Origin of the sequence: Methylosinus sp. RM1 (assembly GCF_011378635.1) — a bacterium.
GTDB classification, from domain to species: Bacteria; Pseudomonadota; Alphaproteobacteria; order Rhizobiales; family Beijerinckiaceae; genus Methylosinus; species Methylosinus sporium.
Genome location: NZ_WOVC01000003.1, coordinates 41,814 through 55,514, shown reverse-complemented (window position 1 = coordinate 55,514; position 13,701 = coordinate 41,814). Strand labels below are relative to the sequence as shown.

15 protein-coding genes are annotated in these 13,701 nt (G+C 66.1%); 11 read left to right on the top strand and 4 right to left on the bottom strand.

Features of this window, described 5'->3' with window-relative positions; translation table 11 throughout:
• Positions 1 to 244: 244 nt before the first annotated feature.
• The 3 genes from FMZ75_RS02665 (at position 245) to FMZ75_RS02655 (ending at position 3,041) form a co-directional block, all read left to right on the top strand.
• On the top strand, positions 245 to 1,261 hold the full coding sequence (locus FMZ75_RS02665; RefSeq protein WP_142861574.1) for an outer membrane protein: 1,017 nt from the start codon (positions 245 to 247) through the stop codon (positions 1,259 to 1,261).
• A gap of 137 nt (positions 1,262 to 1,398) precedes the next feature.
• Positions 1,399 to 2,307 (top strand): hypothetical protein, encoded by a 909-nt coding sequence (locus FMZ75_RS02660; protein ID WP_166141211.1) that lies wholly within the window; start codon positions 1,399 to 1,401, stop codon positions 2,305 to 2,307.
• A gap of 41 nt (positions 2,308 to 2,348) precedes the next feature.
• Positions 2,349 to 3,041 (top strand): alpha/beta hydrolase, encoded by a 693-nt coding sequence (locus tag FMZ75_RS02655; protein WP_142861572.1) that lies wholly within the window; start codon positions 2,349 to 2,351, stop codon positions 3,039 to 3,041.
• 7 nt (positions 3,042 to 3,048) lie between these two features.
• Here the strand turns inward: FMZ75_RS02655 and FMZ75_RS02650 are convergent, their stop codons facing one another.
• A complete protein-coding gene (locus FMZ75_RS02650) occupies positions 3,049 to 3,807 on the bottom strand; it encodes a class I SAM-dependent methyltransferase (RefSeq protein WP_108917190.1) in 759 nt (252 codons plus the stop codon).
• A 96-nt stretch (positions 3,808 to 3,903) separates the two neighbouring features.
• On the opposite strand from FMZ75_RS02650, the gene gloB reads away from it, so the two are divergent.
• The 3 genes from gloB to FMZ75_RS02635 all read left to right on the top strand — a co-directional run bounded on the left by gloB (position 3,904) and on the right by FMZ75_RS02635 (position 7,092).
• Positions 3,904 to 4,677: a hydroxyacylglutathione hydrolase gene (gloB, locus tag FMZ75_RS02645; RefSeq protein ID WP_142861571.1), complete on the top strand. Its 774-nt coding sequence runs from the start codon at positions 3,904 to 3,906 to the stop codon at positions 4,675 to 4,677.
• On the top strand, positions 4,674 to 5,129 hold the full coding sequence (locus FMZ75_RS02640) for a cupin domain-containing protein (protein WP_142861570.1): 456 nt from the start codon (positions 4,674 to 4,676) through the stop codon (positions 5,127 to 5,129). The genes gloB and FMZ75_RS02640 overlap by 4 nt, the downstream gene beginning before the upstream one ends.
• A gap of 118 nt (positions 5,130 to 5,247) precedes the next feature.
• Entirely contained in the window at positions 5,248 to 7,092 is a 1,845-nt protein-coding gene (locus FMZ75_RS02635; protein ID WP_246659681.1) for a bifunctional diguanylate cyclase/phosphodiesterase, read from the top strand.
• Positions 7,093 to 7,155: 63 nt separating this feature from the next.
• Here the strand turns inward: FMZ75_RS02635 and phaR are convergent, their stop codons facing one another.
• Complete coding sequence (phaR, locus tag FMZ75_RS02630) at positions 7,156 to 7,770, bottom strand: polyhydroxyalkanoate synthesis repressor PhaR (RefSeq protein ID WP_166141302.1); 615 nt, start codon at positions 7,768 to 7,770, stop codon at positions 7,156 to 7,158.
• A gap of 346 nt (positions 7,771 to 8,116) precedes the next feature.
• Between phaR and FMZ75_RS02625 the strand changes: the two genes are divergently transcribed.
• The 4 genes from FMZ75_RS02625 to FMZ75_RS02610 all read left to right on the top strand — a co-directional run bounded on the left by FMZ75_RS02625 (position 8,117) and on the right by FMZ75_RS02610 (position 11,765).
• On the top strand, positions 8,117 to 8,374 hold the full coding sequence (locus FMZ75_RS02625) for a hypothetical protein (protein ID WP_166141210.1): 258 nt from the start codon (positions 8,117 to 8,119) through the stop codon (positions 8,372 to 8,374).
• A gap of 268 nt (positions 8,375 to 8,642) precedes the next feature.
• A complete protein-coding gene (locus FMZ75_RS02620; RefSeq protein ID WP_142861569.1) occupies positions 8,643 to 9,677 on the top strand; it encodes a hypothetical protein in 1,035 nt (344 codons plus the stop codon).
• A gap of 76 nt (positions 9,678 to 9,753) precedes the next feature.
• Positions 9,754 to 11,043 carry a capsule biosynthesis protein gene (locus tag FMZ75_RS02615; RefSeq protein WP_166141209.1) on the top strand — a complete coding sequence of 430 codons (1,290 nt, stop codon included), beginning with the start codon at positions 9,754 to 9,756 and terminating at the stop codon, positions 11,041 to 11,043.
• Positions 11,044 to 11,207: 164 nt separating this feature from the next.
• A complete protein-coding gene (locus tag FMZ75_RS02610) occupies positions 11,208 to 11,765 on the top strand; it encodes a gamma-glutamylcyclotransferase (RefSeq protein WP_166141208.1) in 558 nt (185 codons plus the stop codon).
• 4 nt (positions 11,766 to 11,769) lie between these two features.
• Here the strand turns inward: FMZ75_RS02610 and FMZ75_RS02605 are convergent, their stop codons facing one another.
• Positions 11,770 to 12,171 (bottom strand): hypothetical protein, encoded by a 402-nt coding sequence (locus FMZ75_RS02605; RefSeq protein WP_142861566.1) that lies wholly within the window; start codon positions 12,169 to 12,171, stop codon positions 11,770 to 11,772.
• Between the two features lie 80 nt (positions 12,172 to 12,251).
• Positions 12,252 to 13,178, bottom strand: a complete 927-nt coding sequence (locus tag FMZ75_RS02600) for a glycine--tRNA ligase subunit alpha (protein ID WP_142861565.1) — start codon at positions 13,176 to 13,178, stop codon at positions 12,252 to 12,254.
• Positions 13,179 to 13,328: 150 nt separating this feature from the next.
• Here FMZ75_RS02600 and FMZ75_RS02595 point away from each other — a divergent pair, with 150 nt between their 5' ends.
• On the top strand, positions 13,329 to 13,700 hold the full coding sequence (locus tag FMZ75_RS02595) for a copper resistance CopC family protein (protein ID WP_142861564.1): 372 nt from the start codon (positions 13,329 to 13,331) through the stop codon (positions 13,698 to 13,700).
• Position 13,701: the final 1 nt, after the last annotated feature.

The following is a 13,701-nucleotide window of genomic DNA, read 5'->3' as shown; positions in this document are numbered from 1 at the left end:
TCACGTCGCGCGCATGGTTCCGGCAGTCGTCCACACAAATGAATACGTAGCTTTTTTCGCTAAGGTCGCATGTGCGTCACAGTCACAGAAATTCGACGACATTTTGCGCCGTTGCGGTTCACCGTCGTTGACCGAATCTCAGCGTGAGACTTAGCATTTCAATAGCCGCATCAACCACGCCGAAGCGGACAGCGACAGCGCGCGGGCCATGCGGTGACACACTTTGTTGAAAAAGGATTCCTCGATGAAGAAGTTATTCTCAGCCACCGCGATTGCACTGGCTCTCTCCGCTGGAGCGGCGCTCGCCGCGGATCTCCCCGCCCTCAAGGCTCCGATCCTTCCTCCGCCGCCTCCGCCGCCCATATGGACCGGATTCTATATCGGTCTGAACGCCGGCTATTCCTGGGGCGCGTCGAACAATATCGACGTCGGCACGGTGAATCTCTATGACACTTTCGGGAACAACGGTCTGCTTCCCTTCGTCATCGATCCCGGCGCCGGCGCTGCGGCTCTGGCCGCGAGCGGAACCGTGAACGCGCAACGCAACGGCTTCATCGGCGGCGGCCAGGTCGGCTACAATTATCAATTCGGCAATCACTTCCTCGTCGGTCTCGAAGCCGATTTGCAGGGTACCGGCATTCGCAGCGAGAACAGCTTCACCGGCGCCGCCAATTGGAACGCCTTCAATGTCGCCGTCGGGCCGTTCGGTCTCGCTCTCGACCGCTCCGCCGCCGGCACGACGACCGTGACGTCGCGCACCGATTGGCTCGGCACGGTTCGCGGCCGCCTGGGCTATATCTGGGGACCGTCCTTCCTGATCTACGCCACCGGCGGTCTCGCTTATGGCGGCGCGCAGGCGACGACGCATCAGTCGCTCTTCATCAACAACAACCTTTCCGCGACCATCCTCGGCGCGCAGGTGTTCGGCCTCAGCGTGCCCTACGGATCGATCGGCGGCGTCGGGCGCTACAACGAATCGCGCATCGGCTGGACCGTCGGCGGCGGCATCGAATGGCTGTTCGCTCCGAATCTGAGCTTCAAGGCGGAATATCTCTATTATGATCTCGGCACGGTTCGTTTCCAGAACGGCCCGCTCGCCGCGGTCGGCCCGCAGGTGACGGTGCTCGGCTTCACCTCGCCGCTGCTCACCTCGATCAACCAAGGCATCACGCGCGTCAAATTCGACGGCCATATCGCGCGCGTCGGCATCAACTATCACTTCGTTTCGGCGCCGCCGGTTCCGGTCGTCGCCAGATATTGATCTTCTATTCGCGCCGCCAGATCGCGACAGCCCGGCCGTGACGGCCGGGCTTTTCGCTTTCGGCGCCGCTTTCGGCATGGATATTTCGGAGCCGTTCGCGCTAGAAATGACGCGACGCAACGAAAGCTCCGCCGCAAATGATCTTTGCTCCCGCCTGGGCCTGGGCCGTTTTCACGCTGACCGCCGCCGGCGGACAGACGCTGCGCAATGCGCTGCAGCGCGATCTCACCGATCGGCTCGGCGCCGCAGGCGCGACCTTCGTGCGCTTTCTCTTCGGCTGTCCTTTCGCCTTTCTCGTTCTCGCCGCCGCCTGCGCGATCACGAATGTGGCGCCGCCCGTTCCTGACGCACGCATATCGCTGCTCATAGCGGCGGCGGCGACATTGCAGATCGCCGCGACGGCGCTGATGCTCGTCTCCATGAAGCAGCGCTCTTTCGTCATCGTCACGGCGCTGCTCAAGACAGAGGCGGTGCAGATCGTCGTCTTCGGACTCGTTTTTCTCGGCGAGAGCGCGACGCCGGCGCTCGCGTTCGGCGTCGTCTGCGCGACATTCGGCGTCATGGCCCTATCGCTGCCCGATCCCGCCGCGGCGCTGCGTGACGCGAGCTGGCGGCCGATTTTCTACGGCCTCGCCTCGGCCGCGCTGTTCGGCGGCTCCACTATTTTATACCGCGAGGGCGTGCTCAGGCTCGGCGGCGCCTCTTTCGTCGTCGCGGCCGCGACCGAGCTCCTTCTCGGCCTCGTCTTGCAAACGGCGCTGATCTTGCTCTATCTGGGCGTCTTCGACCGTGGGGGCCTCGCCGCCATCCTCGCCCAATGGCGAGAATCCCTGTCCGCGGGGCTGCTCGGCGCCTTGGCGACGCTGTTCTGGTTCCTGGCCTTCGCCCTCGAGACCGCGCCGCGCGTGCGCACGCTGGCGCTGATCGAAGTCTTGTTCGCGCAAATGGTCTCGCGCCGCATGTTCGCGCAGAGAACCGGAGCGCGGGAGTGGCTGGGCGTGGTGATGCTGATCGCCGGCGTCGCGGCCGTTTTGAACGGCGGATAGCGGCCGCTCTGGCCGCATCCTCGAGAATTGCGAGATCCGACATGGCGTCCCAGATCGACGGCCCCCGAATTCAGCCGAAAGCCGGCAAGGCCAAGCAGCTCGTCGTCTTCCTCCACGGCTATGGCGCGGACGGCAATGATCTCATCGAGATCGGCCGGCAATGGCGCTCCTTCCTGCCGGATGCGGCTTTCGTCTCTCCTCACGCGCCGGAGCGCTGCGCGCTCTCCCCCGCCGGGCGGCAATGGTTTCCGCTGACCATGCGCGATCCCGGCGAGCGCTGGCGCGGCGTGGTGGCGACGCGGCCGCTGCTCGAGAGCTTCCTCGCCGAGGAATTGGCCAAGAACGACCTCGACGAGAGCAAATTGGCGCTGGTCGGCTTCAGCCAGGGGACGATGCTGGCGCTGCATGTGGGCCTGCGGCTGCGCCGGGCTCCGGCGGCCATTCTCGGCTATTCGGGCATTCTGGTCGCGGGAAGCGAGCCGGCGGAGATACCGCCGCAATTCGGGACCAAGCCGCCGCCGGTGCTGCTCGTCCATGGGGAAGAGGATTCGATGATCCCGGCCGATGCGCTGCTGCTCTCCGCCAATGCGCTGGCCAAGGCCGATGTGCCGACTCAATGGCATCTCTCCGCCGGACTCGACCATGGCATAGACAATGCCGGCCTGCTGCATGGCGGGCTGTTTCTGGCGAGAAGCTTCGGCGTTCCGGTGGAATTCGGCCGCGGAGCCCGCTGAGCCGCGCTCAGAGCGCCGGGGCGCCGTCGCGGCCGGCCCCCGCCCCCACGGGCGCGAGCACTTCGTCGAGCGGCGGCAATGCCCGGCGCACGGCGCGGCGCAAGCCCGCCGGCCGATAGAGCTGCTTGGTCGCCTCGACGATGTGAACGCCCCCGCCCGGCAGCGAGAAGCGGCCGGCGATCCGCTCGAAGGCCGGAGCCGAGCGCAGCAGCGAGGCGCGGGCGAAGGGCGGAACATAGAGCGCCTCGCCCCAAAAGACGGGAAGCAGCAGCGTCTCCTGCAGCAGGCTCTGCAGCTGGCCGCGCGAATAGGGGTGGCCATGGCCGAAAGGCGTCGTGTCCACCCGCGCCCACAGGCCGGAACGGCTGGGAACGACGACGATCACCCGCCCGCCCGGCGCGAGGATGCGCCAAATTTCCTCCAAAATGTCGCGCGGCGATTCGCCGACCTCGAGCGCATGGACGACCAGGACGCGGTCGATGCTGGCGTCGGGCAGCGGCATCATCGTGGTCTCGACCAGCGAGGAGGCGGAGCGGCCGCCGTTCGGCCAATGGACGACGCCCTGAGCCGCCGGCATGAAGGCGAGCACACGCTGCGCCCGCTCCTGAAAATCGACGAGATAGGGCGTGGCGTAGCCGATCCCGAGCACGCGCAGGCCGGAATGATCCTCCCAGCGGCTCCGCGCCATGCGTCCGACGAGGCGCCGCGCCACCTGGCCGAGCGGCGAACCGTAAAAATTCCGCAGGTCGACGACGTCGAGAGACATATCTACTTTTTCGCAATATCTTCGGCGCGACGCAAGCGTGCGAAACGGCCGCGGCCGCGACCGGAGAGCGGCGCGGGTTGCGACAGGAGCGGCGCAATGAGCGTGGAGGTCGTTCAATTCATTTGCCTGGCCGATAATTTCGGCCTGCTGCTGCGGGACGAGGCGACCGGCGCCGTCGCCTCCATCGACGCGCCGGACGCGCGCGCCATCGCGGGCGAATTGTCGCGGCGCGGCTGGCTGCTCACCGATATTCTGATCACCCATCATCACGCCGACCATATTCAAGGCGTGGCGGGGCTGAAAAAACTCTATCCGCAGGCGCGCGTCGTCGGCCCGCGCAAGGATCGCGGACGCCTTCCCCACCTCGATCTCGAGGTCGGCGAGGGCGACCTCGTCGCTGTCGGCTCGGCGACGGCGCGGGTCATGGAGGCGCCGGGCCATACGACCGGACATATTCTCTATCACTTCGCCGAAGACGAGATTCTCTTCGTCGGCGACGTGCTGTTTTCTCTGGGCTGCGGCCGCGTGTTCGAGACGCCGATGGACGTCATGCTCGCCTCGCTGGAGAAGATCGCCGAATTGCCGCCCGAGACGCGCGTCTATTGCGGCCATGAATATACGCAGGCCAATGCGCGTTTCGCGCTGACCGTCGACCCGCGCAATCTTCTGCTCGCCGAGCGCGCCCGCGAGGTCGACGCGCTGCGCGCCGAGGGACTGCCCACTCTGCCGACGACGATCGCGCTCGAGCTCGCCACCAATCCATTTTTGCGCGCGGAAGACCCGCAGCTGCGGCAGGCGCTCGGCATGGAGACGGACGATCCCGTCCATGTCTTCGCGCAAATGCGCGAAAGGAAGAATGTGTTCCGATGACCACGGACTCGAGCGCCCCGCCCTCGGCGGCGGAGATCGCGCGGCTGCTCTCCCTCGCGCCGCATCCCGAAGGCGGCTTCTATCGCGAAACCTTTCGCGATGTGCGCGCGACGAAGGACGGCCGAGCCGCCTCGACGGCGATCTATTATCTGCTCGGCGCCGGCGAGGTCTCCGCCTGGCATCGGGTCGACGCGGCGGAAATCTGGCATTTCTACGCCGGGGCGCCGCTCGCCATCGAGATTTCGACGAACGGCGAGACGAGCGCGCGGCAGATCCTCGGCGCGCGACTGTCGCAGGGCGAACGTCCGCAGATCATCGTGCCGGCCGGCCATTGGCAGAGCGCGCGCAGCCTCGGCGCCTGGACGCTGGTGGGCTGCACCGTCGCGCCGGGCTTCGAATTCTCCCGCTTCGAGCTCGCGCCGGTGGATTTTTCCCCTACCGGCGCAGAATAGGCGCATCCCGCCGATTCCGCTCGCGCCGATCCGAAATCGGCGTTTTTCCGCGCGGGCCGGGTCCGGACCCGCGCAAAGCGCGCGACCTGCGCGCCCCCGCTAAACGACCCGTTTACTTTTGGGCCCCAATACTCTGCGTCATCCGCATTCCTACGATCAGGCCCAGCCGATGCAATTGCGCCATCTCGCCGACAAGGCGGTTTCCACGGGATTGCAGGAGCCGGCCTCCTCCCCCTCCGCAGCGCTCGCCGCGCCGGAGCAGCAACCGCCGGCGGGCCCCGATCTCCGCAGCGTCACGGCCTCGATCGGCATGCTCGCCTATGAGTGGGACATAGCGACCGATCGGCTGAGCTGGGGCGAAAATCTCCGCGAGGTGCTCGCGACTTTCGCGGACGTCGATCTATCGACCGGGCGCGCCTATGGCGAGCGGCTCGGCGCGCAGAGCGCGACGTCGCGCTTCGACGCCATCGTCACCAGCGCCGGCCGCGACGACGGACATGGCGTGTTGTACAATGCGATCTACGCCCTCGCGCCGCCGCGCGAGACCGGCGGCGGCTCTCTCGTGTGGATCGAGGATTGCGGCAAATGGTTCGCCGGCCGCGACGGCCGTCCGAGCCGCGCCCATGGCGTCGTTCGCGTCATCACCGAGCGCCATGAGATGGAGCGCCGGCTCACCCGCAGCGCGCAATTCGACGCGCTCACCGGCGCGATGAGCCGAGCTCTGCTCGCCGAACATTCGCTGCGCCTGCTCGGACAGCCCGAGAAGACGCGCAAGCCTTTCACAATATTGCTGGTCGCGCTCGAAAACCTTTTCGCGCTCAACCGCACCTACGGATATGACGCCGGCGACGAGATCATCGTCGGCCTCGCCACGCGCTTGCGCGCCAATGTCCGCGTCAATGATCTCGTGGCGCGCTACGCCGGCAATAAATTCGCCGTGCTGCTCGAGAATTGCGACGTGGAGCAGGCCAAAGCGAGCGGCCAGCGGCTCATCGAGGTCATCGCGCATTCGCCTTTCGCGACCGAGATCGGCGTGGTCTCCGTCTCGGCGCGCATCGGCGCCGTCGTCGCGCCGCGCGACGGCAGATCGCCCGCCGTTCTGTTCCAGCACGCGGAAGAAGCGCTCGACGCCGCGCGCCAGCGCAATGCGCAGCGGCTCGTCTGCTACGCCACTTCGCTCGCGCGCGACAATGGACGGCTGCACGCGCTCCAAATTTCCGACAGCGTCGTCTCCGCGCTCAACGAGCGCCGCGTCGAGCTCGCCTTTCAGCCCATCGTCGACGCGCAAACGGGCGACACGGCTTTTTATGAAGCGCTGCTGCGCGTGCGGCTCGCCGACGGCGCCATCGTCGTCCCCGGCGACATTCTGCCGATCGCCGAGAAATCCGGCCTCGTCCGGCTGCTGGACCAACGCGTGCTGGAGCTGGCGCTGGCGCGCCTGCGCGCCGATCCGTCGCTGCGCATTTCGGTGAACGCTTCCGTCGCCACTCTGCACGACCCGGAATGGCCGGACTGGCTCGCCAACGCCACGCATGTCTACGCCGGCGTCGCCGATCGCCTCACGATCGAAATCACCGAGACGACGCTGATCGACGATTTCGACAAGACGCGGCAGCTGATCTGCGATTGCAAGCGCCTCGGCATCAAATTCGCCATGGACGATTTCGGCGCCGGGCACACATCCTTCCGCAATCTGCGTCTGCTCGACTTCGACTTCGTCAAGATCGACGGCGTCTTCATTCAGAACATCATCAAATCGGAAGATGATCGCTTCTTCGTGCGCACGCTCACCGATCTCGCCAAACATCTCGGCCTGAAGATCGTCGCGGAATGGGTGGAGGACGAAGCGACGGCGCGGCTGCTGCGCGGCTGGGGCGTCGACTTTTTCCAGGGCTCGCTGTTCGGCTCCGCCATGATGGCCTCGGCGCCGGGCGAGACGCTCGATCTCGCCCGCCGCGCCTGAGCGCCGTCCACGCCGAATTGTCTTCGGCGCGAAGCCTTCGCGCAGGGCGGCGAGGACGCCCTGTCAGCTCTTGCTCGACAATTGGTCGATGCGCTTGTTCAGCTCGTCGAGCTGACGCTTCATCTCGTCGAGATCGGACCGCGGCGGCTCGGCGGCGGGGGCAGCTGCCGCCTCGGCGGAGGCGGCGGGCGGCTCGGCCGGCAGGCCGAAGGGATTGAACATGGTCAGCGCATGGCGGAACACCGCCATATTCTTGCGCGCCTGCTCCTCGAGCGACTGAAAAGCCTGCCGCGTCGGCTCGCCGAAAGGCGCTCCTTCCAGCGCCTGCGAGACCTGATCGCGAAACTTCTGCTGATCGCGCGTCAGCCGGTCGATGCTGAACTCGAGATAGCTCGGCACCAGCATTTGCATCGAATCGCCATAGAAGCGGATGAGCTGGCGCAGGAAGGCGATGGGCAGCAGGCTCTGCCCGTCCTTGCTCTCCTGCTCGAAGATGATCTGCGTCAGCACGGGACGGGTGATGTCCTCGCCCGTCTTGGCGTCGCAGACGACGAAATCCTCGCCGCGCTTGACCATGGCGGCGAGATCCTCGAGCGTGACATAAGTGCTCGTGCCGGTGTCGTAGAGACGGCGATTGGCGTATTTCTTGATCGTCGTCGGCTTTTTCTCGGTGGCCATGTTCCGCCCGCCGCCTCCGTCGTCCTGGCGCGCCGCCACGATCTTCTCGGTTCCGGCGAGCTGAGCGCCGGCTCCTTTCTCATATTTCGGCGTGCGTAGCAAAATATCCTCGCTTTTCGTCCCGCGACGCGCAGAGCGACCGCAGCTCTCCCCCGAACGATAGCCGCAACCGCCCGCATCCCGCAATAAATTCGTCGCGAAAAGGCGGTTTGTGCGCGCCGAGAGCCGTTTTTGAGGCAACCGCCTCTCGCTCGGCGACGCGGCCTCGGCTATATTGGCGACATTATTCGCCGAACGCCCGGGATCGAACGCTCTGGCGCGAGCCCGAGCGCGACAGGAGGACGATATGCCGATCACGAAGCTGCTGCTGGCGGCGGCCGCGGCGCTCCTCGTCGGGGCCTGCAACACCACGAATCTGGCCGAGCAGCGCGCCGCCGACGAGGCGCGCTGCCGAAGCTATGGCTTCCGACCCGGATCGGACCCGTTTTCGAAATGCCTGCTGCAGGTCGATCTCGATCGTTCGGCCGACCGGCGCGCGGCCCGCTACGACTATCCCTATGGCTTCGGCCCGCGGGGCTATTATTGGGGCCGCGGCTGGTGGTGACGCGCGGATCCGGCGATGACGACGGAAATCCGACAGAAACCGGGCGAATCCACGATTGTTCACCGCGGCGCAGCGCGCCGTTTCCCGCAGCGCGGCAATTAATGTAAGAGAGGCGAGACGCGGCTTCGAGCCCCTCGCTTGAGACGGCCCCGCCCATGTGCGAAACAGCGCGCGAGGGCGACACGAACGGCGGTCGATTCGCCGAGCGGGGCCGGCGCCCGCGCGGACGCTGGCGAGAGCGAGACGGGCCGAAAACGGAATTGGGCTCATGTTGTTCAACATAGAAGCCGACCGTGGCGACCAGATCGTCGGCTATGTCGTTCCGGATGATTATTCTATCTCGCCGACGCTTCGCATCATTCAGGGCGGCGCCGAGATCGCGGAACTGCTCTGCCGCGAGGCGCGCCCGTCTCTGGTGGCGGCCGGCCGGCACGCGACGGGTCTTTGCGGCTTCACCGTCGACAGCTCGATCGTCCCCGATCTCGTGTCGAATCAGAGCCTCGAGATTCGCGAGGCCGAATCCGGCATCTTGATCTACCGGCGGCGTAACGGCTCGGAGGTCACGCATCGGCGGGTCTTTCGGCTGGAGACGCATCTCTTCCCGCTGTGGCGGCTGGACGAGAAGGTGGAGCACAAGTTTCAGTTCTTCCACAAAGGCGTGGAGCGGCACGGACGCGAGACCGCGCAGCAAGTCTTCATGCTCGAGAACGTCTCCTCGCTCTATGTGAGCGGCCGGCTGACTTTCGCCGGCTATTCCAATCATATTCACGACAAGTTCAAGACCATCGTCTTGCTGCACGACCCCTATCTCGAGCTCGCCGAGCGTCTGCTGACCTTGAAGCATGTCTCGCGGTTCGGCGACGAATTGCTCGGGGCGAGAGACATGATCTCCTATCAGCGGGCGATCGAATTCGCGCAGCAGATCGAGCCGGACGGCAGCGGGCTGCGCCGCGCCTTCGACGCCATGCCGCGCGACGTCATCGGCGTCTTCGCCAATCCGCTGACGCGGCAGCTCTCCTCCGACTCGCTGGAAGAGCCGCCGCCCAAAAACGGCGTCGCCAAGGCGCTCGCCGCGCTCGCGAGCTTTTCGGTTGTGGGGCTGCGCGACAGCCAGGACCGTTTTCTCGAGGAGGTGGAAGCCCTGCTGGACATAGAACCGGCGACGCTGCCGACGCTTCCCCATTTCGCCGCCGTCGGCGACTTGGCGCGGGAGCTGCGCCTTCTGCCGGAAGTCGAGCTGCTGCTCGAGCAGGACCTCGAAATCTACCACACCGCCAAGACGGCGATCGAGGAGGCCATTTGACGAAAAATCGACAGGCTGCGGCAACTCCGGCGCTCCTCTGCGGGCCGCCTTCGCCGCGAATTCCCGGCCGGCGCCGATGATCGAGACCAAGCCGCCGCTCGAGGAGGACCGCCTTCGCCTGCGCGCCGAGGAGAGGTCCTCGCGCTCGCTGGTTCCGGCCGCATGGCTGCGGCCGCTCGCCCATGCGCCAAAGGCCGCGCGTCAGCTCGCGGGCCGTGTCGAGCGGATCGCGACCGAGGCCAATCGCGCGCTGGAGAGCCGCACGCGCATTCCGCCGCTCTGGCTGAGCTTCATCGCCTTCGTGATCGTCCCTTCCTTCGCGGGGGCGGTCTATTTCGCCTTTTTCGCCGCCGAACAATTCGTGGTCGAGACCCGTTTTGCGGTGCGCGCCATAGAAATGGAGGCGATGGCGACGCCCAAGGGGGAATCGGCCGCCTTCACCTTCACCCCCTCCGGCCAGAACGCCTATATCGTGACGAGCTATATCCGCAGCAGGGCGATCGTCACGGATGTGTCGTCCAAGCTCGATCTGCGCGCGATCTATCGCCGGCCGGAAGCCGATTTCTGGGCGCGCCTGCGCCGCGACGCCACGATCGACGCGCTGACCGACTATTGGCAATCCATGGTCGAGACAACGGTCGACGCCAATTCCAGCCTCGTCACCGTCAAGGTCCGCGCCTTCCGCAAGGGCGACGCGCTCGCGCTCGCTTCGGCGATCGTCGCGGCGAGTGAATCGCTGGTCAATCGCATCTCCGAACGCGCGCGGCGGGACGCCACCGCAATGGCGGAAAAGGATGTGCGCCGCGCTTTCGAATCGGTTCAGGCGGCGCTGGCCGATCTGCACAAGTTCCGCGACGAGTTCGGCGTGATCGATCCGAGCCTGACAGGCGGCGAGATCGTCGCGCTGCTGGCGCCGCTGGTCGCGCAGAAGATCAAGCTCGAAGGCGAGCTGTTCGTCGCCGGCCATGAATTGTCGGCGGACGCGCCGACGGTGCGCGTCCTGCGCGAGCAGCTCGAATCGGCCGAAAAGCAGATCAAGGAGCTGAAGGGACGCCTGACCTCCAGCGACGGGAAGAGCCCGTCGAGCTCTACAATGTCCGGGATTCTGGCGAAATTCGAGGAGCTCGAAGTTCGCAAGGCGCTCGCCGAACGCTTCTACGCGCTCTCCAAGGCCGATCACGACCGCGCGCTGTTGCGCGCCAACCGGCAGAGCATCTATCTCACCGTCTTCGTCCCGCCCGCGGAGCCGGAGATCGCGCGCTATCCGCACCGGGTGACCTATCCGGTGCTGATCTTTCTCGCCTTCGCCGTCGTGTGGAGCATTTTCGTCCTGCTTCTCGCGACGATCGAGGACCACCGGCTCTGAGCGGAAGGCCCGGCGACGCCGCGGCGGCCAGCGCCACAAAAGGCTTTACCCGGCGGCGGATTCGCAGGAATCTCGCCCCTCGCTTCGACGCGTTTTCGACGCCGAACCAGCGTCCGCTGCGGCCGGAAACGCTCTCGACGCACGAAAGGAGAGGTCGGCGATCGATGGCGACGATGGACGGCGATTTCTGGGTCTTCGGCTATGGTTCGCTGATGTGGCGGCCGGGTTTCGAATTTCTCGAGAGCGGCCTCGCCTGGGTGCATGGCTATCACCGCTCGCTCTGCGTCTTCTCCCATGTCCATCGCGGAACGCGAGAGCGTCCCGGCCTCGTGCTCGGCCTCGACTATGGCGGCTCCTGTCTCGGCGTCGCCTTTCGCGTCCGCGGCGCGGCGCGCGAGGAGACGATCGCCTATCTTCGCGCCCGCGAATTGGTGACCTCGGTCTATGTCGAGCGCAATGTGGGGCTACGCTTCGCCGAGGGCGGCTCGGCCCGCGCGCTCGCTTTCATCGTCGACCGCGCCCATGAGCAATATGCCGGACGCCTGTCGATCGACGAGATGACCCGGCTCGTCGAAGGCGGAGTCGGCGCCTCGGGCGACAATCCCTCCTACGTCCGCAACACGCACGCGCATCTCCAGCAGCTCGACATTCACGATCCGGCGCTCGCCGAAATCGTGCGCCGGCTCGCCGCGCGCGAGGCGCCGCTCGCCGAGAGCGCCTGACGCCTCAGTTCAGCAAGGCGCGCGCGAGGTGGCGCGCGACCTCTCCCGGCAGCGCGCAAAAGCGCACATGCCATTCGTTCACGCCGAGCGCGCCCGCGGCGACGCGCGCGAGCCGACCGCTCTTCGTGTCGAAATCCTCGCTGACGAGCACGCAGACCGGCCGGCGTTCCGCCCCCTCCCGCGCGACCCCGATGACGACGGCGCGCGCGAATCGCGCCACCAGCGCCTCTTCCTCGGCCGAAAATATCGTGCACACATAGCTTTCGTCGCGGCCGGCGCGCCAGGAATAGAAGCGCTCGCGCAGCGGCGTGGAATGCAGCGCGGCCAATCCCCGCCCGCGAATGGGCGACGCCTCCGCCCTCCCCGGCTTCGCCTCTCGGCGCTCGACCCGATCGACGACGAACATGACGACCTCACCTAATCAAGAACTGGAACAAAATTAGAACATAAAAAGAACTTTTGTCAAACTCTCCGAGCGCGCGCGATCTACGCCGCTGCGGAGCCTCCCTCGGTGCGCAGCCAGGCGGCGCCGCAGGCGCGCGCCAATTCGCGCACGCGCAGAATATAGCTCTGCCGCTCGGTGACGGAGATCACGCCGCGCGCATCCAGAAGATTGAAGGCGTGGCTGGCCTTTATGCATTGGTCATAGGCCGGCAGCGCCATCAGATGGCGCTCGCCCTCGCCTCTGTCGCCGAAGGCGAGCAGCTTGCGGCATTCGGACTCGGCGGCGCGGAAATCGGAGAACAGCTTCTCCGTATCGGCGGCCTCGAAATTATGCCGCGAATATTCCTGCTCGGCCTGCAGGAACACATCGGCATAAGTGACCTTGTCCTCTTCGCCGCCGTTGAAATTGAGCTCCATGATCGAATCGACGCCCTGCAGATAGCAGGCGAGCCGCTCGAGCCCATAGGTCAGCTCGCCGGCGACGGGCGCGCAATCGAAGCCCGCCACCTGCTGAAAATAGGTGAATTGCGAGATTTCCATGCCATCGCACCAGCATTCCCAGCCCAACCCCCAGGCGCCGAGAGTGGGGCTCTCCCAATCATCCTCGACGAAGCGAATGTCGTGCAGCCTGGTGTCGACGCCGATCGCCTCCAGCGAGGCGAGATAGAGCGATTGCAAATCCGGCGGCGAGGGCTTCAGAATCACCTGATATTGATAGAAGTGCTGGAGCCGATTGGGGTTTTCGCCATAGCGTCCGTCCTTGGGGCGCCGGCTCGGCTGCACATAGGCGGCCTTCCAAGGCTTGGGGCCGAGCGCCCGCAGAGTGGTGGCGGGGTGAAACGTGCCCGCGCCCATCTCCATATCGTAGGGCTGCAAAATGACGCAGCCCTGCGCCGCCCAGAAATTTTGCAGGGTCAGAATGAGTCCCTGGAACGAGCGGGCGGGAGAAAGTCGGTCTGGCGCGGTCATTTGCATCGATCCTCATGCTGCGGCCGGCAGGCTAGTCGCCGCGCGCGCGCCGGTCAACGCGGCGAGGCGCCCGCAAAAAAGCCGCGCGCCCCCCGACGTCCCGCGCTATTGTCCCGCCGCCGGCGAACATGAAGGAGTGCAGGGGCTGGAATGAGGGGGCGAGACATCGTCTTGGCGATCGGCGGGGCGGCGACGGCAATTTGGATCGAAGGGGCGAGGCCAGCGCAGGCGCACGCCGTCCTCTCGGAATCGACGCCGCGGGAGGCGCAGACCATCTCCGGCCCCGATCTCGAGGTGGCGCTGCGATTCAACTGCCGCATCGACGCGCGCCGCTCGCGGCTGCTCTTGATCACGCCGGACATGCACGGGACCGTGCTTCCGCTGCTGGAGGCGGAGGCCGCGGACGAAATGCGCGCTGCGCTCCGCGACTTGCGCCCGGGAGCCTATCGGCTGCATTGGCAGGTGCTGAGCGTCGACGGGCACATCACCCGCGGCGACGTCTCCTTTCGCGTCGGCCGTTGAG